This is a genomic window from Bacillus sp. lyk4-R2A-2, assembly GCF_030209735.1.
Taxonomy (GTDB): Bacteria; Bacillota; Bacilli; order Bacillales; family Bacillaceae; genus Bacillus; species Bacillus pumilus.
On sequence record NZ_JARVRK010000012.1, the window covers coordinates 68823 to 94271 of the forward strand.

The 25449-nt window shown below is 41.6% G+C and carries 20 protein-coding genes and 1 pseudogene; 18 read left to right on the forward strand and 3 right to left on the reverse strand.

Annotated elements, in window-relative coordinates; all coding sequences use genetic code 11:
- Positions 1 to 55: 55 nt before the first annotated feature.
- The 3 genes from QRN39_RS17545 (at position 56) to QRN39_RS17555 (ending at position 3226) form a co-directional block, all read left to right on the forward strand.
- Positions 56 to 1798: an adenine deaminase C-terminal domain-containing protein gene (locus tag QRN39_RS17545; RefSeq protein WP_284907771.1), complete on the forward strand. Its 1743-nt coding sequence runs from the start codon at positions 56 to 58 to the stop codon at positions 1796 to 1798.
- 549 nt (positions 1799 to 2347) lie between these two features.
- Positions 2348 to 2662, forward strand: coding sequence for a YerC/YecD family TrpR-related protein (locus QRN39_RS17550; protein WP_003214053.1), 315 nt, complete (start codon positions 2348 to 2350; stop codon positions 2660 to 2662).
- Between the two features lie 93 nt (positions 2663 to 2755).
- A complete protein-coding gene (locus tag QRN39_RS17555; RefSeq protein WP_427281649.1) occupies positions 2756 to 3226 on the forward strand; it encodes a bleomycin resistance protein in 471 nt (156 codons plus the stop codon).
- Between the two features lie 150 nt (positions 3227 to 3376).
- Here QRN39_RS17555 and QRN39_RS17560 read toward each other — a convergent pair.
- Positions 3377 to 3781: pseudogene (locus QRN39_RS17560) on the reverse strand (DUF3916 domain-containing protein).
- Positions 3782 to 3883: 102 nt separating this feature from the next.
- On the reverse strand, positions 3884 to 5467 hold the full coding sequence (locus QRN39_RS17565; protein ID WP_284907772.1) for an FMN-binding glutamate synthase family protein: 1584 nt from the start codon (positions 5465 to 5467) through the stop codon (positions 3884 to 3886).
- Positions 5468 to 5606: 139 nt separating this feature from the next.
- Here QRN39_RS17565 and QRN39_RS17570 point away from each other — a divergent pair, with 139 nt between their 5' ends.
- Positions 5607 to 5837: a hypothetical protein gene (locus tag QRN39_RS17570; RefSeq protein WP_003214314.1), complete on the forward strand. Its 231-nt coding sequence runs from the start codon at positions 5607 to 5609 to the stop codon at positions 5835 to 5837.
- On the opposite strand, the gene QRN39_RS17575 is transcribed toward QRN39_RS17570, so the two are convergent.
- Entirely contained in the window at positions 5818 to 6231 is a 414-nt protein-coding gene (locus QRN39_RS17575; RefSeq protein WP_050945724.1) for a DUF2283 domain-containing protein, read from the reverse strand. The two genes, QRN39_RS17570 and QRN39_RS17575, sit on opposite strands and share 20 nt — an antisense overlap.
- 272 nt (positions 6232 to 6503) lie before the next feature.
- Between QRN39_RS17575 and pcrB the strand changes: the two genes are divergently transcribed.
- From pcrB to QRN39_RS17645, 14 genes are all read left to right on the forward strand, one after another.
- On the forward strand, positions 6504 to 7196 hold the full coding sequence (gene pcrB, locus QRN39_RS17580) for a heptaprenylglyceryl phosphate synthase (RefSeq protein ID WP_041816135.1): 693 nt from the start codon (positions 6504 to 6506) through the stop codon (positions 7194 to 7196).
- A 57-nt stretch (positions 7197 to 7253) separates the two neighbouring features.
- Positions 7254 to 9476, forward strand: a complete 2223-nt coding sequence (pcrA, locus tag QRN39_RS17585; RefSeq protein WP_050945726.1) for a DNA helicase PcrA — start codon at positions 7254 to 7256, stop codon at positions 9474 to 9476.
- Positions 9477 to 9520: 44 nt separating this feature from the next.
- A complete protein-coding gene (ligA, locus tag QRN39_RS17590) occupies positions 9521 to 11527 on the forward strand; it encodes an NAD-dependent DNA ligase LigA (RefSeq protein ID WP_212046324.1) in 2007 nt (668 codons plus the stop codon).
- A gap of 15 nt (positions 11528 to 11542) precedes the next feature.
- Positions 11543 to 12730 carry a CamS family sex pheromone protein gene (locus QRN39_RS17595; RefSeq protein ID WP_003214281.1) on the forward strand — a complete coding sequence of 396 codons (1188 nt, stop codon included), beginning with the start codon at positions 11543 to 11545 and terminating at the stop codon, positions 12728 to 12730.
- A gap of 133 nt (positions 12731 to 12863) precedes the next feature.
- Complete coding sequence (locus QRN39_RS17600; protein WP_284907773.1) at positions 12864 to 14063, forward strand: MFS transporter; 1200 nt, start codon at positions 12864 to 12866, stop codon at positions 14061 to 14063.
- 91 nt (positions 14064 to 14154) lie between these two features.
- Positions 14155 to 18621 carry an amino acid adenylation domain-containing protein gene (locus tag QRN39_RS17605; protein ID WP_284907775.1) on the forward strand — a complete coding sequence of 1489 codons (4467 nt, stop codon included), beginning with the start codon at positions 14155 to 14157 and terminating at the stop codon, positions 18619 to 18621.
- Entirely contained in the window at positions 18618 to 20159 is a 1542-nt protein-coding gene (locus QRN39_RS17610; protein WP_284907776.1) for a serine hydrolase domain-containing protein, read from the forward strand. The genes QRN39_RS17605 and QRN39_RS17610 overlap by 4 nt, the downstream gene beginning before the upstream one ends.
- Before the next feature lie 101 nt (positions 20160 to 20260).
- Positions 20261 to 20434: a hypothetical protein gene (locus QRN39_RS17615; RefSeq protein ID WP_284907777.1), complete on the forward strand. Its 174-nt coding sequence runs from the start codon at positions 20261 to 20263 to the stop codon at positions 20432 to 20434.
- Positions 20397 to 21377 (forward strand): C39 family peptidase, encoded by a 981-nt coding sequence (locus QRN39_RS17620; RefSeq protein WP_284907778.1) that lies wholly within the window; start codon positions 20397 to 20399, stop codon positions 21375 to 21377. Before QRN39_RS17615 ends, QRN39_RS17620 begins: the two co-directional genes overlap by 38 nt.
- Complete coding sequence (locus tag QRN39_RS17625) at positions 21374 to 22084, forward strand: thioesterase II family protein (RefSeq protein ID WP_050945731.1); 711 nt, start codon at positions 21374 to 21376, stop codon at positions 22082 to 22084. Before QRN39_RS17620 ends, QRN39_RS17625 begins: the two co-directional genes overlap by 4 nt.
- Positions 22081 to 22938: a 3-hydroxyacyl-CoA dehydrogenase family protein gene (locus QRN39_RS17630; RefSeq protein WP_251191450.1), complete on the forward strand. Its 858-nt coding sequence runs from the start codon at positions 22081 to 22083 to the stop codon at positions 22936 to 22938. The genes QRN39_RS17625 and QRN39_RS17630 overlap by 4 nt, the downstream gene beginning before the upstream one ends.
- A 14-nt stretch (positions 22939 to 22952) precedes the next feature.
- On the forward strand, positions 22953 to 24008 hold the full coding sequence (locus tag QRN39_RS17635; protein ID WP_284907779.1) for an HAD-IIIC family phosphatase: 1056 nt from the start codon (positions 22953 to 22955) through the stop codon (positions 24006 to 24008).
- A gap of 27 nt (positions 24009 to 24035) precedes the next feature.
- Positions 24036 to 24305: an acyl carrier protein gene (locus QRN39_RS17640; protein ID WP_050945733.1), complete on the forward strand. Its 270-nt coding sequence runs from the start codon at positions 24036 to 24038 to the stop codon at positions 24303 to 24305.
- Positions 24292 to 25434, forward strand: coding sequence for an acyl-CoA dehydrogenase family protein (locus tag QRN39_RS17645; protein ID WP_137055434.1), 1143 nt, complete (start codon positions 24292 to 24294; stop codon positions 25432 to 25434). The genes QRN39_RS17640 and QRN39_RS17645 overlap by 14 nt, the downstream gene beginning before the upstream one ends.
- Positions 25435 to 25449 lie beyond the last annotated feature (15 nt).

Genomic DNA, 25449 nt, shown 5'->3' on the forward strand with positions numbered 1-25449 from the left:
TAACGTGGTTCGTTATGTTACGATAGGGCTAATACAAATGAAGGAGAGTATGTGAATGTCCGAACGTACTTTTAATTGGAGAAACAATGACATCCGCACACAAATCGATGTAGTCGACTCAAAAATAGTTCCAACACTCCTTTTAACGAATGGACTCGTGCTAAACCCGTTTTTAAAACAATGGGTGAAGGCAAATATTTGGATACATGATGATCGAATTGTTTATGTCGGAGCAGAGCTTCCTCAAAATAAATCAGCTAAACGTGTGATTGATTGTGAAGGGAAATACATTGTGCCTGGGTATATAGAGCCTCACGCGCACCCGTTCCATATTTATAATCCCCAATCACTTGCAGAATATGTGTCTCAATTTGGCACAACAACGATGGTCAGTGATAACTTATTTCTTCTTTTGCAGAGCAATGAAAAGAAAGCGCTTTCCACTCTGTGTGAATTAAAACAGCAGCCATTTCAGTATTTCTGGTGGTCTAGATATGATCTTCAAACTGAAGTCAGATATGAAGATGAGATGCTTCCTATCAACTACCGGAAGGAATGGATTGATCATCCTGATGTCCTTCAAGGCGGCGAATTAACAAGCTGGCCAAGATTGATGGACGGTGATGATCTCATTTTATATTGCATGCAAGAAACGAAGAAGCAGCGGAAACGAATTGAAGGGCATTTCCCCGGAGCTTCTGAGAAAACGCTAACAAAAATGAAGCTGTTTGGCGCGGACAGCGATCATGAAGCGATGAATGCAGACGATGTGCTCAAACGCTTGTCCCTTGGCTACCATGTCTCACTTCGTCATTCTTCCATCCGCCCAGATTTAGTGAACATTTTAAGAGAGCTGCACGAGCGTGATTTTAGACACTATGATCACTTCTTCTATACAACAGATGGAGCAGCGCCTCATTTTTATGAGGAGGGTATGATTAATCGTTTGATTTCAATTGCCCTTGAAGAAGGCGTGCCTATCATCGATGCATACAATATGGCGACCTTTAACATTGCGAAATACTATCAAATTGATGACCTATTAGGTGTTGTCGGTCCAGGACGTCTGGCTTCATTGAATGTGTTAGATGATCCAATGAATCCAAATCCGGAAACGGTGATATCTAAAGGGGTTATCCTCAAATTAGATGGAGAGAACCAGCATCAATTTCAAGAAACTAAATGGGAAAATGGCGGGCTTGTTCCATTAGATTTAGGCTATGATCTGACGACGAGTGATTTGCAATTTTCCATGCCGCTAGGTGTCAAAATGAGAAATGCTGTCATCATGGAGCCTTATACAGTGGAGATTGATAACTCTGTGAACCAGCTGTCATGTGATCATGATCAAAGTTTCTTTAGCCTGATTGACCGAAAAGGCGAGTGGCGTGTGAATACGATGCTCAAAGGCTTTGCAAACAAAGTGCAAGGGTTTGTCAGCTCATTTTCGCTCACGGGTGACATTTTAGTGATCGGGAAAAATAAAGAAGATATGATGCTGGCACATAAGCGAATGAAAGAAATCGGCGGGGGAATCGTCCTCACAGAGAACAGGAAAATTTTACACGAAATCCCGCTGCAATTATCAGGCTGTGCCTCTGCTGAACCGTTTGAGACAGTTCTTCAGCAAATACAAACCTTGCGTGAGCTGCTCATTGAGCGAGGCTATCCATTTGATTGCCCAATTGATACACTTGTCTTTTTCCAAAGTACCCATTTGCCGTATATTCGAGTGACACCAAGAGGAATATTTGATGTCATGAAAAAAACTGTACTCTTTCCGTCTATAATGCGTTAAAATATAACAGAGTGGAGCTGTATCATCTTTGCCACATTTCTGACAACTGTTATAGGGCAGACGTGAGCAATGGATCTCTTCACTGCCATGTAAGTGAAAATACTTATGTGGAGTTGTTGAAGCAGAGGGCTTTGACATGACGAGTGAAATGGCCTGATTGAAAAATGAATCTGTCGGTTACGCTGACCGACCAACATATTTTGAATAATTGAGCGAGGCGGGGCGCATGTTTGTGGTCTCGCCGAGCTTTCCGCACAACCTGTATTTTTAGGGCAGACCTAATCAAGCAGAAGTGTTCTTGATATCGGAAGCAAACAAGTTTGTCAGATTGTCGAACAAGGAAAATGACAGAACTTGTCGATTTTGTATACGATAAAGAAGCTTCGGCTTACGAAAGAACTGACGGCATTTCCAGCGTATAACCAAACCTGTCATGATTCGTTCAAAGCTCATTGCTGAGGTTGAAAAAAAATAGTCAGGAAAGATACCGCTTTCTCCGCAGAATGTCGTGCGAAGCGGTGCCAATAGTAAAGGAGAAGATGTATAAAGATGCAAATTGATAAATTAAGGGGCAAAAGCTTAGATCAGTTATTCAACTCCATCTTATCCCTTAAAGACCTGGAAGAATGCTATCGATTCTTTGATGATTTGTGTACCATCAATGAAATCCAATCTTTATCACAGCGTCTTGAAGTAGCACGTATGCTTCGCGAGGGGAACACATATCATAAAATTGAGACGGAAACAGGTGCGAGCACTGCAACTATCTCACGTGTCAAACGCTGCTTGAACTACGGAAATGATGCCTACACAATGGCACTTGACCGCGTAGCAGAACAGCAGGCAAATGACGAAACAAAATAAAGCAGACTTCACTGTAAACAATCCTATTCAACAAGAATGGCGTTGTTTACAGTTTTTTTATGAAGAGCGCTGAAAAGACAAGCAAGGACTGGCTTGAAAGAAGCAACAAACGGGTCATTTAACCGAATAACTTTATCAGAAGGTTGTGGAGAAGAAAAAATGAGATTCAATGCTTTGATACCAGAGTTATCTGTAACAGACATCGAAAAGTCTAAATGGTTCTATATAGAATTGCTTGGTTTTAAATTGGAATATGAGCGTGAAGACGATAAATTTATATTTGTTTCGTTGGAAGAGGAAACACAAATGATGTTAGAAGAAATCAATGGCCATTGGGACACTGGGGAGTTAAAACACCCATTTGGACGGGGAATCAATTTTCAAATAGACATTGAAGATGTACAGCCTGTCATTGACCGTTTAAGAAAGCAAAACATTCCACTATTCAGAGAGCCAACTGTTAGCAAATATAAAAGTAATGATACTACGTTTATACAAAAGGAATTTCTTGTTCAAGATCCTGATGGATATTTACTTAGGTTCTCGCAAGAAATGGCAGGTTAACATGAAAGTCTCTTCCAGAATAGGGCGCGATTGTTGAATAAGTAAAATTAAGAGTGGCTGCGGCTACTCTTTTTTATTTTGAGATACATGAGTACAGATACAAAAAATTGACTATTGCCGAAAAGGACAACGGTTATTTTTAAATTTGTGTTACTGCCATTTCCTTTGAATGTTTCTCGCATCGGAAAGAGGCGGCCATCTCTGATCATCATCATGTCTATTGAAAAAGTCTTTAACATAGGAATCTCCTTTAAACACAATGATTTGTGATCCCCATCATTCAGTGGCATCTACTACAACCACGACACGATATACTTCTCCATCAATTGGCTTCAAATCAATGAGATGTTCAGCTCTATTTATCAGTGTATGGATGGACAATCGCTTGATTTTTTGAGGTGTTTTGTTTGTACAAATAAAATCATAAGCAGCTGGTAGAGGAAGATGCCAATACCCTTGTTCAATATCTGCCGGGAACTCTCGTGTACTTTCCTCAATTCTTGTCACCATCTCATTCGTCTTCCGTTTCATCCCGCGAACCTTTTTCTCACGCATCCTCCATCTCTCCACTTCCTGGTCATTTGCCCTAAGTTCTTTATACGCGATTGAGCCAAAATGGCAATTGAAAAAAAGGTGCAAAAACGCACCTTTCTCAAACTAGACGGATGGCTGTGTCCCTGTAAAAATAGGCACTTCACTTGTCTGACCATTTTCTTGTCTATAGACAATATGTTTCTCATTAAAATAAATGGGAGATTCAATACCAGCGGCTGCGGATAAGTTAAACAAGCCTTCTCTTAGAGAAAGGATATAATTGCAGACTCGGTATTTCTTTTCTTCAATTGATAAACCCTTTTGCAGTTTTGGATCAGTTGTGGCGACCCCGACTGGGCATTTATTCGTGTGGCACACTTGGGCGCGAATGCATCCGACTGAAAACATGAGTCCCCGTGCGATATTGACAAAGTCAGCACCCATGGAAAGGGCAATTGCAATTTTATCTGGTGAGAGAAGTTTGCCAGAAGCAAAGAGTTTGACCTGATCTCTGACACCGTATTCCTTCAATATTTGATGAACCATTGGGAGTGCCGTGAAAATCGGCAGCCCTGCGGAATCTGCCAATTCATGAAAAGATGCGCCAGTGCCGCCTTCTCCGCCATCCACTGTAATGAAATCAGGGTGCTTTCCGCTTTTTTTCATGTACGTTGCAAGCTCTTCAATGTTTTCTTTATGTCCGACCACAAGCTTGATGCCGACAGGCTTTCCGCCTATACTTCGCAGCTGTTCAATGAAATCAAACATATCCGGAATGGAGTGGAACATCTCAAATCGGTTTGGGCTGTCAATGGATTGATGGGGCGGTAATTTACGGATGTTCGCAATTTCTTCGGTGACCTTTTCGCCGTCAATATGACCGCCGCGTGTTTTAGCTCCTTGAGCCAGCTTCAGCTCAAAGGCTTTGACTTCCTCATGCTCGCTTTTTTTCTTAAATTCTTCAAAGGAAAAAGCGCCATCTTCTGTTCTCACGCCGAATAGACCGGGCCCAATCTGGCATATGATATCGGCTCCGCCTTTGAGATGATAGGGAGAAAGCCCGCCTTCACCTGTGTTCATCCACGTACCGCCAGCCATTTTTAATCCCGAGGATAGTGCTGTAATGGCCCTGTCGCCTAAAGAGCCGTAGCTCATGGCAGACTGCCCAATCAGGCCTTTTACACGGAATGGCTTTTGACATGTGTGCTCGCCAATCACTTGTACATCGTCTTGATGGAGATAGTAAGGTTTTGCTTCGACCTCTTTGGTATGTTCACTTCTTCGTAGTAAATTGTCTTGATCAATCTGATACACTTTTGTTTGGATTTTTTCAGATTGATCGATGCGTAACTCATCTCGCTGCTTTGGAAATAGAACATTGCGAATGTAGTAACCAGGCTTGTCAAAATCACGTTTTGATCCAAAGCCCATCGTCCGGCTTTTGTACTTTCCAGACATGACAGCTTGCTCGTATTCTCTTCTTGAGAAAGGAAGCTCCTCGCGATCATTCAGAAACAGATATTGACGAAGCTCAGGTCCTATTTTTTCAAAAATAAACCGCAGCTTTCCAATGACCGGATAATTTCGCAGGACAGAATGCTCTTCCTGTTTTTCATCTCTCATCCAAATCCAGATGAATAAAATGATTGGTATGATGAAACAAATCACTAATAGTGCGCCAACAATGACAATGAAAGTTGTTGTCACGAAGATCCCCTCTTTTCTCTATCATTGTTGTTGTTATTCCACTTTTCATTGAAAGAGAAACCACTTCAACATATTGTGACGTTTAGAAATGAAAAGCCGGGGTAACTTACAAATAAGATCATAAGGGGAGGGAACATACATGAATAAGCGTCCGAATGCGTATGTACTTGCAGGATTAGGGGTTGGTGGTGCAGTGTTATTAGCAGTGAAAAATAAACAGCATCTCAAAAAATGGGCAAGCATGTTCCGCTCAGATGAAAAGATTCCTGAAAAAGCTGGACACCCTGATCCATTAGATATTCAAGACAACAAGATGGTCGATGAAGGGGCCATGACATCCGTCCATTATTTCAATGAAGTGAGACAATAGCTTGGAAAAACCGTTTTGACCATTCAAAACGGTTTTTTCTTGTCTTTCTTTTGACGTTATATCGATGAGGATCGACAATCGTAAAACCGATTAGCCCTTTGTGATCAGGCGTCGAGAAATGAAATTCAATGCCTGATAAATGATAGGTTGAGAGAACGTCCTGATCTGTAAAACGTAAAGAAAGCTCGTCCTCATACACGGGTGCATGCTTCAAAACTTCGGCTTCTTCTGCAAATAACTCCAGACCAGCTACTCGTCCCTCCTTGTCGATATCTGCGTTCATACATTCATTCACATCTAATTCAATGGTTTCTTTGATTGTCCCGATTCCTACAGGCAGGAGATAGATGTATCCGATATTGATCGTTTGATCATATGTGATGGTTCTTTTCATGTGGGTCACCTACTTTATGTATGGTTTTTTGATCAATAGTAAAATGTCCCTTTATTGTATAATAACATGTGGTGATACAAAGCTTTCCTATCAGTGAACGGTCAAAGATCATCCCTCTCAGCTCCTAGATGTTTTCAGCATTCTAACCTAAAGTCACGAACCCCATTTTCAAAAGAATGAAACTTTTAGCTGAAGAAGGTTACCCATTTTTTGCGGTCACTGATTTTGTTATAATATTTAAATGGAATGAAACGAATGGAGGAACGTTTTTCATGTATGATGTTACCGAGTGGAAGCATGTCTTTAAACTCGATCCAAATAAAGAAATATCCGATGAACAGCTAGAGGCAATTTGCGAATCTGGTACGGATGCTATATTGATTGGCGGCAGTGACAATGTGACAGAGGACAACGTGCTTCAATTAATGTCAAAGGTCCGCCGGTTTCTTGTGCCATGTGTACTCGAAATCTCAACACATGAAATGATTGTGCCGGGCTTCGATCTGTATTTCATCCCGACTGTCTTAAACAGTTCTCATCCTGATTGGATTGTTGGGCTTCACAAGGATGCGATGAAGGAATTCGGTGATTTGATGTCGATGGAAGAGATCGTGCCTGAAGGCTATGTTATTTTAAATGAAGAGTGTAAAGCGGCCAAGCTCACAGAGGCAAATACAGCACTGGACATCGATGACGTAAGAGCATATGCAAGAGTGGCAGAGCATTTAATGAAGCTGCCCATTTTTTATCTAGAATACAGCGGAACGCTTGGAGATATAGAACTTGTGAAAGAAACGAAAGCAGTGCTTTCTGATACGGTTCTTTTTTATGGCGGGGGCATTGAAAACGCAAAGCAGGCGGAAGATTTTGCGCAGCATGCGGACGTGGTTGTTGTAGGAAACGTCATTTATGACAATTTCAAAGAAGCATTAAAGACAGTGAGCGCAGTCAAAAAGTCATCATAGTCAAACAAGACGAAAAGGGTTAAAATAGAACATAAGTTCGAATTGGCGGTGAATGGAATGAATGAAATATCGAATCATCTATTAGAAGGGCTAAATGACGCGCAAAAAGAAGCGGTCAAAGCAACAGACGGTCCGCTACTCTTGATGGCAGGAGCAGGAAGCGGGAAAACGCGGGTGCTCACACACCGAATTGCCTACTTAATGGCAGAAAAGCATGTGGCTCCGTGGAACATTTTAGCGATTACGTTTACAAATAAAGCAGCACGTGAAATGCGTGAGCGTGTCCAAGCCATTTTAGGACCTGGTGCGGATGACATTTGGATCTCTACGTTCCACAGCATGTGTGTGCGTATTTTACGACGCGATATTGACCGTATTGGTGTAAATCGCAACTTCTCTATATTAGACACATCTGATCAGCTTTCAGTCATTAAAAACATTTTAAAAGAACGAAATATCGATCCTAAAAAGTTCGATCCTCGCAGCATTTTAGGATCAATCAGCAGTGCAAAAAATGAACTCATTGACGCAGAGGAATACGCCAAAACAGCCAGTGATTTCTATGATCAAGTGGTTAGCGACGTCTACACAGATTACCAAAAGCGATTACTTAAGAACCAATCACTCGATTTTGATGATCTTATTATGATGACGATTCGTCTGTTTGAGCGCATCCCTGAAGTATTAGAACACTATCAGCGAAAATTTCAATACATTCATGTCGATGAGTATCAGGATACGAACAGAGCGCAGTACATGCTTGTGAAACTGCTTGCTCAGCGTTTTCAAAATATATGTGTGGTCGGTGACTCGGATCAGTCCATCTACCGCTGGCGCGGAGCGGATATTACAAACATTCTCTCCTTTGAAAAAGATTATCCATCCAGTGAAGTGATTCTGCTTGAGCAAAATTACAGATCGACGAAACGTATACTGAATGCCGCAAACACGGTGATTCAAAACAATTCAAACCGTAAGCCGAAAAACCTTTGGACAGAAAATGATGAAGGGGCGAAGATTGCCTATTACCGTGCAGATAATGAATTCGGCGAGGGTCAATTTGTTGCTGGAAAGATTCATCAGCTTCATCAGAGCGGTAAGCGTAAATTATCCGATTTTGCGATTCTTTATCGAACCAATGCCCAGTCTCGTGTCATAGAGGAAACATTATTGAAGTCAAACATTCAATACAACATTGTCGGCGGCACAAAGTTCTATGACAGAAAAGAGATCAAGGACATTTTGGCGTACTTACGCTTAGTAGCTAACCCAGATGACGACATTAGCTTTGCACGAATTGTGAACGTACCAAAGCGCGGAATCGGTGCGACATCTGTTGATAAAATCGCAGCATACGCGGAGATGAATGACCTGTCTATGTTTGAAGCGCTTGGTCAGGTAGATTTCATTGGACTCAGTGCAAGGGCAGCCAATGCACTTGATGAATTCAAACAGCTCATTGATCAAATGACAAATATGCAGGATTATTTATCTGTCACAGAACTAACAGAAGAAATTTTAGAGAAAACAGGCTATCGTGAAGCACTAAAGGTTGAAAAAACGATTGAGGCACAAAGCCGTCTAGAAAATATTGACGAGTTTCTCTCTGTGACTAAGAACTTTGAAGAACAAAATGAAGACAAGTCCCTTGTGACCTTCCTGACAGATCTTGCTCTTGTCGCAGACATTGATAAGCTGGATGAGAATGAGGAAGAAGATCAAGATGCGGTCATTTTAATGACGCTTCACGCCGCAAAAGGTCTAGAATTCCCGGTTGTCTTCTTAATGGGCATGGAGGAAGGTGTCTTCCCGCACAGCCGCTCATTAATGGAAGATGCAGAGATGGAAGAAGAGCGCCGCCTTGCTTATGTAGGCATCACACGGGCGGAAGAAGAGCTTTATTTATCTAGTGCCAAGATGAGAACACTCTTCGGCCGGACAAACATGAACCTTGAATCAAGATTCATTCGAGAAATACCAGCCGATTTATTGGACAACCTAAATGAGAAAAAAGAAACGAAAACACCATTTGGCCAAACTAGAGAAAGACCACAAAGACGGGGACCTGTCTCACGTCCGCAAACTCAAACCATTCAAAACACAGGCGGCGGAAGTATTGGCTGGGCTGTGGGCGATAAAGCGGCTCATAAAAAATGGGGCGTTGGAACAGTTGTGAGCGTAAAAGGCAGTGGAGACAGCACGGAGCTTGATATTGCTTTCCCAAGCCCTACAGGCATTAAGCGTCTTCTCGCAGCATTTGCGCCAATTGAGAAGCAATAAACCGATAGGACATATAAAACGGATGAATTGAAAGGAAGAATCAGATGGATAAAGAAGCAGCGAAACGCCGGATCGAGGAACTGCACCAGATTTTGAACCAATACAACTACGAATATCATACACTGGATCGTCCAAGTGTTCCTGACGCTGAATATGATGCGCGGATGCGTGAGCTGATCTCTTTAGAGGAAGAGCACCCTGATTTAAAAGCAGCGGATTCTCCCTCACAAAGAGTCGGAGGCGCTGTGTTAGACGCCTTCCAAAAAGTGCGCCACGGCACACCGATGCTCAGCCTCGGGAATGCGTTTAATGAACAGGACCTTCTTGATTTTGACCGCAGGGTTCGTCAAGCAGTCGGTGACGATATTGCATACAATGTCGAGCTGAAAATTGACGGACTCGCTGTTTCTCTCCGTTATGAAAATGGCCTGTTTGTCCGAGGTGCCACACGTGGAGATGGGACAACGGGTGAGGATATTACAGAAAACCTCAAAACCATTCGATCCATCCCGCTCAAAATCAAACGTCCTTTGTCAATTGAAGTGAGAGGCGAGGCATTTATGCCAAAACCTTCTTTTGAAGCATTAAACGAAAAAAGATTACAAAACGAAGAAGAGCCGTTTGCGAACCCGCGTAATGCGGCGGCAGGCTCGCTTCGTCAGCTTGATACGAAAATTGCGGCGAAACGAAACCTTGATATCTTCGTCTACAGTATAGCGGAGCTTGATGAAATTGGTGTTGAATCGCAAAGCGAAGGACTTGATCTTCTCGACGAACTTGGCTTTAAAACAAACAAAGAAAGACGGATGTGCCAAACGATTGAGGAAGTGATCGAGCTCATTGAAACACTAAAAACGAAGCGTGCCGACTTTTCATATGAAATCGATGGAATTGTGATCAAAGTCGATTCGTTAGCTCAGCAAGAAGAGCTCGGCTTTACAGCAAAAAGTCCCCGCTGGGCTGTTGCGTACAAGTTTCCAGCTGAAGAGGTCGTGACAAAGCTGCTTGATATTGAACTAAGTGTCGGGCGTACAGGTGTCATCACACCAACGGCGATCCTTGAGCCTGTCAAAGTAGCAGGAACGACAGTGCAGCGAGCTTCCCTTCATAATGAAGATTTGATCAAAGAAAAGGATATTCGCCTTTTTGATCAAGTGATTGTGAAAAAAGCGGGCGATATTATTCCGGAAGTCGCAGGTGTACTGATCGATCAGCGTACAGGAGAAGAAAAGCCGTTTCACATGCCGACTGAATGCCCGGAGTGTCATAGTGAGCTGGTGAGAATTGAAGGCGAAGTGGCTTTGCGTTGCATCAATCCAGAATGCCCTGCCCAAATACGTGAGGGACTCATTCACTTTGTTTCCCGCAATGCAATGAACATTGATGGGCTTGGCGAGCGGGTCATTACACAGCTTTTCCAAGAACAGCTTGTCTCTCGTGTGTCTGATCTTTACCGATTAACGAAAGAAGAGCTCATTCAGCTTGAGCGAATGGGCGAAAAATCTGTCGACAATTTACTGCGTTCGATTGAGCAATCGAAAGAAAACTCTCTAGAGCGTTTACTATTTGGACTCGGTATACGATTTATTGGCTCTAAAGCGGCGAAGACCTTGGCGATGCATTTCGGTGATATCGATCAATTAAAGCAAGCGACGAAAGAACAATTACTCGAAGTCGATGAAATCGGTGAAAAAATGGCTGATGCTGTCGTCACATACTTTGAGAAAGAAGAAATACTCAATCTGCTAAATGAACTAAAAGAGCTTGGGGTTAATATGACCTACACAGGACCAAAACCGGTGAAGGTTGAAGAAAGTGATTCCTATTTTGCAGGCAAAACCATTGTGCTGACAGGGAAATTAGAAGAAATGGCTCGAAACGATGCAAAAGCAGCGATCGAAGCACTAGGCGGTAAACTGGCAGGTAGTGTGAGTAAGAAAACAGATTTAGTCATAGCCGGAGAAGCAGCGGGAAGTAAGCTGACAAAGGCAGAAGAACTCAATATAGAAATTTGGGACGAAGCTAAAATGCTCGAGGAGCTAAAGAAATAAGAGGAGTGTTTTCTATTGAAAAAGTTGTTATTGCTGCTGACAATGCTCACACTGATATTGTCAGCGTGTGCACCTTTTGGGGGAAAGGAAGAGGAAGAGGTCACACAAAAAACGGATGAAACGAAGGAAACAGCCATCATCCCGATGTACAATATCTCTGACTCCTATTACAAAATGGTGCTGCCGTTTAAACAAGGGGCTGCGAGAGGATTAACAGCAGAGCGTCTCAACACACGCTTGGATATCGATGAATTTGAAACAGGACTCATGCGCCTTGCAACAGAGTCATTTAATACAAACGACTACCTTTTCCAAGAAGGACAGCATTTTGATGAGGACACCGTTCTTGGCTGGCTGGCGCGCAAAAAAACAGGCAGTGATCTGAAAAAGGCAGAAAAAGAAGATAAAGACTTTAAGAATCTAGGCTTAAACCCTGCTCTTCCGAACTCAGGTTCAACAAAGTCTAAAAATGAAAGTAGTCCAATTTACTTAGCTTCGATGCTAGAGCATAATTACTTAATTCGAAAAGATAAAAACAGCTTACAGCTTGGCGGAGTTGTCATTGGGCTTGCGCTGAACTCTGTTTATTATTACCGTGAAAATATCGGTGACCCGCAGCAAGAAGTGACGATCGATTCTTCGAAAAATTCAAAGAAACTTTTGGCAGAAGGCGAAAAAATTGCTGAACAAGTGATCAAACGAATTCGTCAAATGGATGGGCTGCAAAAAGTGCCTGTCATGATTGCCCTTTATAAGCAAGCACCAAAATCATCTATCGTTCCAGGAAACTTTATCGCCAAAACGGATGTGAAAGCGGGCTCAGCTGATATCGGCAATTGGGATACGATCAAAGAGGAGAATGTCTTCTTCCCTTCAGATAATGCGAAAGGCAACTACAAAGATGATTCCGAGCGATTTGACCGCTTCAAAACAAAAGTCGAAGACTACTTTCCGAATTATACTGGTGTCGTAGGAAAAGGGTTTTACAAAGACGGCAACCTGCAAAAAATGAAAGTCGAAATTCCAATGCAGTTCTACGGAAAAACGGAAGTCGTAGCCTTCACGCAATATTTAACAGGTGAAGTCATGGATTACTATAAGAGTACGAATATCGAAATTAACATCACATCTTCAGATCAACAAGAAGCCTTGATCACGAAAAATGCTGAAGACAAAGAACCAACCGTCCATATATATGACTAAATAAAAACCGCCTTTTGGCGGTTTTTTAAATTAGTCATAATGTATCAAATTATGAAAATATTGTTATAAAAAGTAGAAGTGTAGAAAATAATGTATTATTATGGGTGATAATGAAGAGAAAATGGAGATCACTATGAAAAATAAATCATTTTACTTTTTATTAGGGGGACAATCCCTAGCTAATTTTGGGGATTCGCTATATGTCCTCGTATTGACCATCCTGACATATCAATTAACAAATTCTACACTGATCGCTTCAATGGTGGCTGTCTCACAGTTTGTTGGACAAGCACTTGGAGCGGTACTCATTCCTTTCTTTATGTATCAATTTAAGCTAAAAAGACTCATTATCTATTTACAAATGTGTCAAATTGCTTTCTTCGGTTGCTTAATTTTCATTTATATTCTACAACTATCAACTTTTACTATTCCTCTCTTTTTTATCATTGTATTTTTCCTTTCTTTGATAGATGGAGGAACCATTCCAGTTCGAAATTCGATGATCCCACGTCTAGTAGAAAAGAACTTTTTACTAAAAGCAAATAGCTATATCTTAACTTCTGATCAAATGGTCCTTTTACTAGGCTGGCTTTTAGGAGGGCTGTTTATTGGCATTCTTGGACCACAGTTTCTCCTATTGACGACACTTGTTTTATACAGTTTGTCACTCATATCTATGCTCTTTATCATTGATACTGGGGCTGCAGCTAAACAAGAGCAACAGTCTGAATCATTTGCTACAAGGGTCTTTTCAGGGTGGAAGCTCATGTATGAAAAACCAACTATTCGAACATTAACGATTTTAGAAATGCTATCCATGAGCGGTAGAAGTATTTGGACTGGTGCCATTATCCTTGTGTATGTCACAGAAGTTTTACATCAGCCTGAAACATGGTGGGGCTTTATTAACGCAAGCTATTTTGGCGGAACCATTCTAGGCGGCCTGCTTGTGTTGCGGTTCGCAAAGCATGTGGAACAGCGTTTGTTTGATCACATTTTTTACAGTTCGGTGATCGTAGCTGTGCTAACCCTTTGCTTAGGATTGAATCATTCTGCATGGATGAGTTTGTTGTTTGTCTTTTTATTAGGACCAGCCTTTCAGCTTCGCAGTATTTCCATTCGAACCTATGTACAAGATAAACTGAGTGAAATTGAATTGCCCAAAATACTATCAGCTCAACATACACTATCAACTTTTATATACGGAATGTCCATCCTCGTTATGAGCACCATGACCGATCTCTTTGGGGCAAGAGTCGTCTTTTTTATAAACGTTGCCCTGTTTACTGTGTCGGCTTTCCTAGCGTCTAGATTAAAAAATGAACAAATTTAGACATTTTATCTCAATTATTTACAAAAATACCATTATGTGATTTAATATGTTGGTAGAAATGTTAACTATATGAAAAGTAGAGGTGGCGTAATTGACTAATAGTTTAGTATATTGGCCATTAACACATCCGCAGCGGCGCGTGATGAACATGGAAACATTTTATCCAGGAACACCGATCAATCATATTGGCGGTATCATTTTCGTCAATGGGCCATTGCAGCTCGATAAACTGAAGCAGGCCATTGCATCTTGTATCATGATGACAGAATCTCTTCGTCTCAAGCTAGTAGAGAAAGATGGTGAAACGCTTCAATACGTTGATCCAAACGCCGATAGCCCTATTCCTACCTATGAGTTTTCCACACATGAAGACATGCTAGAATGGGCCGAAAAAGCCTTCAAAACACCATTTCAATTAACAGAAACCTCTCTCGCCGAATTTGCGGTACTAAAAATCAGTGAACAACAATCCGGTTATTTCATCAAATGCCATCATACAGTAGCAGATGGATGGTCGATGAAAGTAATCATCGATAAAATTAGCCAGCTTTACACTGCTCTTACCCACAGCTCCTCTATCGAACAAGAAGCAGACAATCACTCTGTATTTATTGATAAAGAATCAAAATATATGAACTCCCCAAGATTTAAAAAAGATCAGCAATTTTGGAAAGAAGCATTATCTGATGTGTCTGATAGTTATTTGGTACAGGGAACTGACCAAATCAAAGGCCATCGGCAAAGCCATTATCTTGATCGACAACTCTCAGAACGAATCTATGAATTTATAGATGTCCATCATTGTTCAATCAACTCTTTATTTACTTTAGGACTCTTCGTCTACTTGCATAAAAGATACCAGCAAAAAGATTTTATTATTGGGACGCCAGTTCTCAATCGTTCCGGACAAAAGGAAAAAGCCACGTCCGGTATGACCGTAAGTACAATGCCATATCGAATGAAGATCGATCCTCATCTCTCTTTGTTAGAAAGCTTAACAGACGTTCAAAAAAGCTATAAGGCTTACTTCCTGCATCAGCGTTATCCCTATGATGCACTTGTCAAAGATTTAGAGCTTGCAAAAGCAGGGTATGATCAGCTTTTTCAAATCTATATCAACTCCTACAGCACAAATATGGTGCAGGAGATGGAAGGATACAAGGTTGAATACATAGAGCTTTACAATGGCTTCCAGCCATATGGCTTACAAGTTGCTGTGAAAGAATGGGATGAAAAAGGGCAAATCGAGCTTCAATATGATTACAAGATCTCAGATTACAGCAATGAAGATATCGACTTTCTACACGAAAGAATGCTTCTCTTTGTCGAAACGATACTCGCTCAGCCAAAGCAACTGTTAAAAGACGTACTTCTCATGACAGAAGTCGAGACACATCGAGAGCTATATCACTGGAACGACACAGGCATGCTGTTTCCACAGAAACAAAAAATCCATGAATTGATCACAGACATGTCAACGTCTTCTCCTGATCGAATTGCACTTCAGGACGAATCTCATAGCATGACATACGGTGAACTTGAGAGAAAAACCAATCAAATGGCGCATTTTCTACAAACACATGGCTTACAAAGACATGACTTTGTTGCCGTATGTATGAATCATTCACCAGAACTTATTGTGCTGCTGCTGGGGATTTTAAAGGCTGGAGGCGCATATGTGCCGATTGATCCTGAGTATCCAGAGGAACGTATTCAGTTTATTTTGGATGACAGCCAGGCAAAGCTGTTTTTCACAGATGACGCTTCTGCATACCATTTTAATGGCGATACGTACAATATCTACAACGTGTGGGATCAGTTCGCTCAGTATAATGCGGAACATCCATTCATTGGAGATGCTGAAGATGTCGCATATATGATTTATACGTCTGGCTCTACAGGACAGCCAAAGGGAGTCATGATTGAGCACCGAAGCTTAGTGAACTATATCATGTCTGCCAAAACACACTATACTGATTCATCAGATGATCATTTTGCCTTGTATTCATCCATTGCGTTTGATTTAACCGTGACATCCATTTATACGCCATTGGTCATTGGCAGTACCGTGATGATCTATCGTCAAGAGGATCAGTCAGGCTTTTTATTAGAACATATTTTGTTTGATCAAAAAGCGAAAGTCATCAAGCTGACACCAGCTCATATGGCACTGCTAACAGATGTTGCACTTTCTCAATCAGTTGTGAAACGGATGATTGTGGGCGGAGAACAATTATCGACCGCTTTGGCTAAAAGAATCACAGAGGCAAGTGATGGAAGGATATCTATCTTTAATGAATATGGACCAACTGAAGCAACCGTTGGCTGTATGATTCATCAATTCCATCAAGATGATGAAGGGGCATCTGTGTCAATTGGTGTGCCAATGCCCAATACAGAGATTTACCTTTTAGATGAGCATCAGCAAGCCGTGCTGCCTGGGACAGTAGGAGAAATCTATATTTCAGGTGCAGGTGTTGGCAGAGGGTATTGGCAAAGACCTGATTTGCAGGAATCACGCTTTCTGCCCAATCCATTTGTAAATGGTCGCCGCATGTATCGAACAGGTGATATTGCCAAACGAGCAAATGATGGAAAGATTGATTACATTGGCAGAATTGATCATCAAATCAAGCTGCGAGGCTACCGGATTGAGCTCGGTGAAATTGAACTTGCACTGATGGCACTTGAAGAAGTTGATAAAGCAGCGGTTATTGATCTAACCGATGAATCTGGAGAAAAACAGCTGGCAGCCTATATTGAATTGAAAGAAAAACAGATGACGTCCTTTTTACTTAGAAAGAAATTATCAGATCAGCTTCCAGCTTACATGGTACCTGCCTATTTTGTTGTACTAGACGAGCTCCCGCTCACTCAAAACGGAAAAATCAATCGGACGGCACTGCCTGATCCATTGCTGTCTCAAGAAACAGCTGTTGAGTGGTCCAAGGAAACAGCGGACATTGAAGAGATCATCCTAGATACAGCAAAAGGCATCTTAGGGCATGAAACAATCGAACCGGCTGATCATTTTTATCAGCTTGGCGGAGATTCCATTAAGGCGATTCAATTTATTGCGAAATTAAAAGACAAAGGACTCTATTTAAAAACCAAGGATCTTTTTACTTATCCCATTTTTAGAGAAATGGCACAAGTCGTTCAGCAGGAACCTGTCATACATATCTCACAAGAGCAAGCTGTGGGTGATGTGAAATCGATTCCAATTATCGAATGGTTCTGGTCCCAGCGGTTAAAAGATGAACATTTCTGGCATCAATCCATCATTGTTCATTCAAAGAAAAAGATGGATGAAACCATCGTGCAGGATGTTCTCAAAGAGCTCGTCATTCACCATGATGGACTAAGGTTAAAAGTACATGAGGCAACAAACACACTTTATTATGATGAAGACATTCAAGATATTCCGCTGATGATACACGATTTCACGGCATTGTCAGAAGAGAATGTGGAAGAAGCGTTACAAGAAGTAGGATATCGGATCAAGCAAAGGACTCATCTTTATCAAGGACCATTGATTCAGGCTGCGCTTTGTCAAACTGATTCTCAATCACATCTCATCTTTGCCGCCCATCATCTATTAGCTGATGGTATGTCTTGGCAAATTCTTGTGGAGGACTTGATTCAATTATTGCATGCAGAGAAGGTTACAGCAGAAGTACTTCCGTCTAAAACCCATTCCTATCAAACATTTGCCGAGCGGGTGAATCAGTATGCAGTATCAGAGGGTGTAAAAGAGTCGGTCAGCTATTGGCAAAAAGCGGTGCAAAATATACAGCCTCTGTATCCAGTTTCCTCAAATGAGGGATATGTCAGAGACGAAATCAAATTAACCAACGCATTATCAGTGGAACTCACGAATCAATTGCTCAATCAAGCGAATCAAGCGTATCAAACGCAGCCGCATGAACTGTTAATTTCAGCCTTGACGCAAGCCTGTTATCAGCAAACGAATCAAGAGCAGATTTCTTTGGAATTAGAAGGTCATGGCAGGGATGCAGTAGAGGATGAGATCGATGTATCTAGAACGTTTGGCTGGTTCACCACCATGTATCCTGTGAATGTTCATGTGTCTGAATCTCTCTCGGATCACATACGAACTGTCAAAGAAACGATACGTGAAGTGCCAAATAAAGGTGCAGACTATGGGCTGTTGTCACTCATCAATAAGCAGCTTCCTCCTCATTCAGCGCCGCAATTACGCTTTAACTATCTAGGTGAAATTGATCAAGTGCTGAAACAATCATCTGATTATGAGATGTCTTACTTTACATCGGGGATGGATTCGTCATTGGATAATCCATTAACAACCGTCATCGATATGGTCGCTACCATCAAGGGCGGTCAGCTGATTTTTCATCTTTCTTTCAGCGATAAACAGCTGTGTGAAACAGACATGATGCAGCTATTGCAAGCGGTAGAGCAGCAAATTGAGCGTCTTGTACAGCATTGCTTAGAGAAAGAAGGAATCGAATTTACACCGTCTGATTTTGAAACAGTGGATATGTCTCTTGAAGAAATGGATTCATTATTTACATGAGGAAAAATCAGCATGTTATCTACATTTCATTTTTATTAGCGGTCTTATGGATAAGCAGCTTTGCCGGTTGGACACATGCAAAAGCAGTGATTTCACCTAAAGCCATTGATCAAGTGATAGAGGAACAGATGGAGCTTGGACGCATTCCAGGCATGTCCGTTGTGGTTGTGAAAAAGGACGAAGTGGTGTACCAAAAAGGCTTTGGTTATGCGGATCGAAAGAAAAAGAAGCAAGTGACAGCCAGCACTTTCTTTGAAATTGGATCTACATCAAAGGCGTTTACCGCTCTTGCGATTGTGGAGTTAGAGAAGCACGGGAAACTTCATTTAAAAGATCCGGTGAGTAGCTATATTCCAGGTTTTTTTCCAACATACAATGGAAAGCCTCAGCGTTTAACGGTGGAGCAATTAATGCATCACACAAGCGGCATTCCCTTTCAATCCATTGCGCTTATCCAGCCAGATACTACAAAGGATGCGTTGAAAAAAACAGTTGATCAGCTGAAATCAATCGAGCTTAATCGTAAGCCAGGCAGTTCCTTTGAATATGCGACCATCAACTATGATGTTCTTGGTCTCATCATTGAAAATGTAACAGGAACATCGTATGAGGCTTATATGAAAGGACTGTTTAAAAGGCATCATCTTGACCAAACGGAGGCTGGGCTAAAACGGATGAAATCCGGCGCTGTCTCAGAAGGGTTTAAATTGCAATTCCTTGCTCCGCATGCTTATAAAGCACCAGAATATCGAGGCAACACTCCGGCAGGCTATATTGTGATGAATAGTCAGGATGTGGGGACTTGGCTGCAATATCAATTGACCGATTCAACTTGGTCTCGCTTTGTAAAAAATCCTGATTACTTAACTGTGAATGTCCCAGAAGAAGGGAAGCATGTCTATTACAATGCCGGCTGGTATATAGAAAAGGCACATGAGCAGGTAGACTCGCTTTTTCATGCAGGCTCTAACCCTAACTATTCATCATTTTTTCTGATCCAGCCAAAAGAAGAGGTTGCGATCGGAGTGTTAGCAAATATGAATAGCAGCTACACAGAGCAAACAGCACGTCTTATTGCCAAAACGATCACGGGTACAAATGAGGAAGTAGAGTCATCAATGGATCCTTTTCAGCTCATTGATCAGTTGAGTCTTGGTGCCACATGTCTTTTTATTTTGCTGCAAATAGTGTCTATCGTTCGTTTTATCAAATGGAAAAAGCGTGTAAGAAACGGCGCTTTCGTTCGCAGGGACATGTCACTTCGCGTCTGGCTGAAAAGTAGCGGCTGGGTGCTACTGCTAATTGGGATATTGATCCTGCCAATCATTGTTGCGCAGCTAGCCTTTAATGGGCTACCTTGGAAAATGACTTTTGTATGGGGACCTTCCTCTCTCATTGAATTAGCGATTTCTTATTATTTGTTTTTCATTTGGTTTTGTACGATTGGTTTCATCAAAGGATTTATGGTGACATCTCCTGCTGGAAAGAGAGGAAAAAAAGATGACCGTCAAACAGATTTCGGGCATTCATCCTTATAATGATTTGTTTTATCGCAGCTGTTTTTTCAATTGCTTTTTTCCAATTGTGAAGCTGCATGATCAAGAAGTTTCTCCATACTTATAATGGGCTGCCTTGGAAAATGACTTTTGTATGGGGACCTTCCTCTCTCATTGAATTAGCGATTTCTTATTATTTGTTTTTCATTTGGTTTTGTACGATTGGTTTCATCAAAGGATTTATGGTGACATCTCCTGCTGGAAAGAGAGGAAAAAAAGATGACCGTCAAACGGATTTCGGGCATTCATCCTTATAATGATTTGTTTTATCGCAGCTGTTTTTTCAATTGCTTTTTTCCAATTGTGAAGCTGCATGATCAAGAAGTTTCTCCATACTTATTAAATGATCAATTTGCCTACGGGCTTACAGAGCACGGCTTGCTACAGATTGACTGGATGTCGGCACACGATCCAGAAAAGATTATGAATTTACAAGGCATTCAAGTAGAAAAAATGACGTATTGTCCCGACCTCATTGAAAAGGTCAAGCAAGATGTGAGGCGTGACCGCCCGGTAATTGTATGGGTAGACCCTTACGTTCAGCGAGGCAGAAAAGAGTATTTGACAACCCATAGCCGTCATTCCATTTTAATTACTGGATTCGATGAAAATCAGCAAATCTTTCACGTATTAGAGAATCGGCATTTAGATAATTTGTCTTATGAGCATCAAGTGCTGTCATTTAAAGATGTACAGAAAGGGTATGACACCTTTCATGATCATTTTCAGCCGAATGATCAATTTCATTCCTATGCGGCCTTCTACTTTGATCCGGACAAGCTCTCAACTGAGTTATTTGATCAAAAAACGACTTATTTCCTGAGAAATATGCATGGTCAGATAGACGTAATAGAAAAAGGAATCGCAGCTCTTGAAACATTTTATGAGCAGCTTCCGCAATGGGATGATATCGAGAAGCTCGTGGCGTCGTTCAATCAGATCATCAATACGAAGAAAGTAGAGCTGTATCGGCTGAATCTCATCAAAGGCGATCTACCTGAGCTGGTGGGATGGATGGAACGTATTTTAGCAGAATGGGAGAAAGCAAGGCATCAGGCAGCAAAACTCCTTTTTTCAGGTGAGATGTCTAGTAGGTACCAAGCCAATATCAAAGCTTCTTTAGAACAGATCATCCAGGATGAAAAACACTGGCTGGAAGCGTTGGCAATCAAATGCAAAAGGGAGTGTGGCGTGTCGTGAAGTTATTTTGCTTACCGTACGCAGGTGGAGCCAGTACCGTATTCAGTACGTGGAAATCTTATATAGACCGGTCGATAGAAATTCATGCCCTAGAACTCCCTGGGCACGGGACAAGAATGACAGAGCCTGTACTAACCGATTTACAGCAGGTCGCAGATGATCTTTATGTACAGGCGTCCTCCTCCTTAAAAGAAGGAGAGCCCTATGCCATTTTCGGTCATAGTATGGGAGCCGTCCTTGCATATGAATTACAAAAAAGAATGAAAACAAGGTTAAACAGAGAGCCTGTCCATGTCTTTTATTCTGGGCGCTTCCCGCCACATATTCCAGAAAAGAAAGTCTATCATCAGCTGTCAGATTCCAAATTAAAAGAAGCGATCATTGCGATGGGAGGCGTTCCTGAGGAACTTGCTGATAACCATGCAGTGCTTGATTTCTTTCTGCCGATTTTAAGAGCAGACTTTCAGCTTTTGGAGACCTATTTGTGTGATGAAGTCGTTCCAGCTGCTTGTCCAATTTCTATTTTTTATGGTACACGTGATTTGCCTTCTGTGCTGTTCGATTTAGACGATTGGGATCAATATACAAGCGAAGATTGTGCGTTTTTCGAATTCGATGGAGATCACTTTTTTATTCATTCATTCACAAATGAAGTAGTTGAAAAAATCAATGTCATTTTAAAGCGAATTGGAGTGTTGGAGAAATGAACACGAAGCACGTAGGCGTGATTGGAGCAGGTGTCATGGGGGCTGATATGGCATTAGACCTTTCAGCAAATGGCTATCAAGTCACATTAGTTGATGTCACAGAAGAAAAGTTAAACGAAGCGCTGGAAAAAATTAAGAAGACCTATCAATTGGTTCAATTTGTGAGAAAGAAGAAAATCTCATTGTCTTTAGAAGATGTATTGTCTCAAATCCAGCTGTCAACTTCACTTGAAGGATTACATGACGCGCATATCGTCATTGAAAATGTGACGGAAGATTGGGAGATTAAAAAACCTATTTATGAAGAGCTACGAGATATTTGTGAGAAAGAAACCATCTATTTTGTAAACACAAGCTGTATCTCCATCACAAAGGTAGGGTCTCTTATGCATCACCCTGAGAATGTCATTGGGGCGCACTTTATGAACCCTGTTCCTCTTAAAGCGTTAGTTGAAGTCATTAGAGGTAAAGCAACTTCTGATGACACAGTGGAAACGGCAAAAGATTTCTTGAAATCGTTTGATAAAACACCAGTTGTGGTGCATGATTTTCCGGGATTTGTTTCCAACCGTGTGCTGATGCTGACAATCAACGAAGCGATTTGGGCGGTGCAAGATCAAGTCGCTACGCCAGCGGATGTCGATAAAATTTTCCGCGGAGGTTTCGGTCATAAAATGGGACCACTTGCGACAGGAGACTTAATTGGGCTTGATACGATTTTGAATTCATTGCTTGTTTTATACGAAAGCTACAAAGATCCGAAGTTCCGTCCATGTCCTCTGCTTGTCAAAATGGTTGATGCAGGCGAGTACGGCAAAAAATCAGGCAAGGGCTTTTTCCAATATGACATGTGAGAGGAGAATAACCAATGGCTAAGCAAATTAAGTGTGTTGTCTGGGATTTAGATCATACATTATGGGATGGAATTTTACTTGAGTCAGATGAAGTGAAGTTAAAACCATCGATGAAGGAAGTACTAACAGAGTTAGATGAGCGCGGCATCCTTCTTTCTATAGCAAGCCGGAACGATGAAGCAGCCGTGAAGGAAAAGCTTTCTGCCTTCGGAATCGAACATTTCTTTCTCTATCCAGAGATTCATTGGAATGCCAAATCTAGTTCATTAGAGAGAATCAGCGAGCGCCTAAATATTCATAAAGATACCATTCTCTTTATTGATGATCAGCCATTTGAACGAGAAGAAGTGAAGGCTGTTCATCCAGAGATTACGTGCTGGGATGCAGTGGATTATCTGTCATTACTCACTGATGATCGGCTGCGTCCAGTCTTTATCACAGAAGATGCTAGACGACGCAGAAGAATGTACTTAGAAGCGGACAAAAGGCAGCAGGAAGAAGAGAAATATGAAGGGCCGCCTGAGAAATTCTTGACGTCTTTACATATGAAATTCGTGATATCAGAAGCAGGAGAACAAGACCTCCAGCGTGCTGAAGAATTGACCGTCCGTACCAATCAATTAAATGCGAGCGGGAAAACCTACGATTATGAAGAGCTTGATTTCTTCCGTCAATCAGATTCTCACTTGCTGCTTGTCTGTGAACTTGAAGATAAATTCGGTTCCTATGGAAAAATTGGACTCTCATTAATAGAAGAAACAGGTGACACATGGCATGTCAAACTGCTGCTTATGTCTTGCCGCGTCATGTCTCGTGGTGTCGGGACCATCTTACTCACAACGATTTTGCAAGAAGCGAAAAAGCGAGGAAAGCGGCTTGTCGCTGACTTTAAACAAACCGACCGAAACCGCATGATGTACATCACATATAAGTTTGCGAATTTCAAAGAAATTGAGAAAGGGGAGGACGGCTATATCTTGTTTGAAAATGATTTAAGCATGATTCAGCCTTTCCCAGAATACGTAGATGTCAATATTGAATTAAATCAGAAAGACCCAGCCAAACAATAAAAAAGCGAAAAGCGAGGAGATTAAATCATGAACCTACACGAACAAGTAAGAGCCTATATCGAGCAAAACCTAGTGGTATTTGATGAGGAAATTGAACTTGGAAATGATGATCATATTTTTGAACAAGGCTTTGTGAATTCTCTATTTGCGATGAAACTAGTGAACTATATCGAGCAAGACTTTCAATTCCAATTAGATAACGAAGACCTCGACATTGCTCATTTTAGTACGGTCAATCGCATTGTCGCCTTAATTGAGAGAAAACAACAGGGGGCGGCTCTTCATGAAAACAGCTGAACAAACGATCAATGCCGTTGAAGAAATTCGCCAGTATTGCGATGAACATATCCGTCCGTTTGCCAATGAATTCGATGAGACGGAACATTTGCCAGAGTCACTGATTCGAGATATGGCAAAAAGAGGCTACTTGGCAGCAGGTATCCCATCTTCCTATCAAGGGCTAGGGCTTGATCCAATCGCATATGGACAGTTCACAGAACAAGTGGGAAAAGCTTGCTGTAATGTACGCACATTATTGACAGTGAATTCACTTGTAGGAGAAGCCATTCTTCGTTATGGAACAGAAGACCAAAAACAAGGCTGGCTCGTTGAATTAGCCAAGGGAGAAAAAATCGGAGCCTTTGCTTTGTCAGAGCCGAATATTGGTTCAGATGCCAATCATGTTGAAACAAGCTATCAAAAGGAAGGGCAATCCTATGTATTAAATGGGAAGAAAAAGTGGATTTCCTTTGGAGCGATTGCCGATTTCTTTATTGTGATTGCAAGAGACGGTGAACAAGTCACGGCATTCCTTGTCGATCGAAATCAGCTGGGTGTAGAGATTGAGAGGATTACAGGAATGATGGCCAACCGAGCGTCATATTTAGCGGAAATCACCCTCGATCATGTTCAGGTTCATGAAGACTGTGTCTTAGGACCAGTTGGAGGCGGATTTAACCATGTGGTGTCACTCGCATTAGACCATGGAAGATACAGTGTCGCTTGGGCAGGGCTTGCCATCGCACAAGAAGCCGTTGATTCTCTTGTCACGTATTCGCGTAAAAGAACACAGTTTAATGAAAAATTGTACAAGCATCAAATGATCAAAGGCATGATCGGAGATGCGGTGACCCAGCTCCATGCAGCGAGAGCCTTATGCCTAAAGGCTGGGGAAATGAGAGAAGCGAATCATCCTGATGCGATCACTGAAACATCCATTGCAAAATATTTCACCTCTAAAATTGCCGTTGACATTACAAATACAAATGTCCAAATTCATGGCGGAAGTGGATTTAGCCGGGAAAACTCAGCTTCAAGACTATATCGTGAAGCAAAGGTGCTTGAAATTATTGAAGGAACTTCGCAAATTCAGCAGCAGGTTATTGCTAACTATGGTTTACGCCATTATTTCGTGAAACATTCTTAGAGAGAAAGGAGATGA

Coding starts and splice junctions, on each gene's coding strand:
- QRN39_RS17615 (WP_284907777.1), top strand. CDS start 20,261: ATGACTTTTGTATGGGGACCTTCCTCTCTCATTGAATTAGCGATTTCT.
- QRN39_RS17620 (WP_284907778.1), top strand. CDS start 20,397: ATGACCGTCAAACGGATTTCGGGCATTCATCCTTATAATGATTTGTTT.
- pcrA (WP_050945726.1), top strand. CDS start 7,254: ATGAATGAAATATCGAATCATCTATTAGAAGGGCTAAATGACGCGCAA.
- QRN39_RS17570 (WP_003214314.1), top strand. CDS start 5,607: ATGAATAAGCGTCCGAATGCGTATGTACTTGCAGGATTAGGGGTTGGT.
- QRN39_RS17630 (WP_251191450.1), top strand. CDS start 22,081: ATGAACACGAAGCACGTAGGCGTGATTGGAGCAGGTGTCATGGGGGCT.
- pcrB (WP_041816135.1), top strand. CDS start 6,504: ATGTATGATGTTACCGAGTGGAAGCATGTCTTTAAACTCGATCCAAAT.
- QRN39_RS17645 (WP_137055434.1), top strand. CDS start 24,292: ATGAAAACAGCTGAACAAACGATCAATGCCGTTGAAGAAATTCGCCAG.
- QRN39_RS17545 (WP_284907771.1), top strand. CDS start 56: ATGTCCGAACGTACTTTTAATTGGAGAAACAATGACATCCGCACACAA.
- QRN39_RS17640 (WP_050945733.1), top strand. CDS start 24,036: ATGAACCTACACGAACAAGTAAGAGCCTATATCGAGCAAAACCTAGTG.
- QRN39_RS17600 (WP_284907773.1), top strand. CDS start 12,864: ATGAAAAATAAATCATTTTACTTTTTATTAGGGGGACAATCCCTAGCT.
- QRN39_RS17575 (WP_050945724.1), bottom strand. CDS start 6,231: ATGAAAAGAACCATCACATATGATCAAACGATCAATATCGGATACATC.
- QRN39_RS17635 (WP_284907779.1), top strand. CDS start 22,953: ATGGCTAAGCAAATTAAGTGTGTTGTCTGGGATTTAGATCATACATTA.
- QRN39_RS17610 (WP_284907776.1), top strand. CDS start 18,618: ATGAGGAAAAATCAGCATGTTATCTACATTTCATTTTTATTAGCGGTC.
- ligA (WP_212046324.1), top strand. CDS start 9,521: ATGGATAAAGAAGCAGCGAAACGCCGGATCGAGGAACTGCACCAGATT.
- QRN39_RS17550 (WP_003214053.1), top strand. CDS start 2,348: ATGCAAATTGATAAATTAAGGGGCAAAAGCTTAGATCAGTTATTCAAC.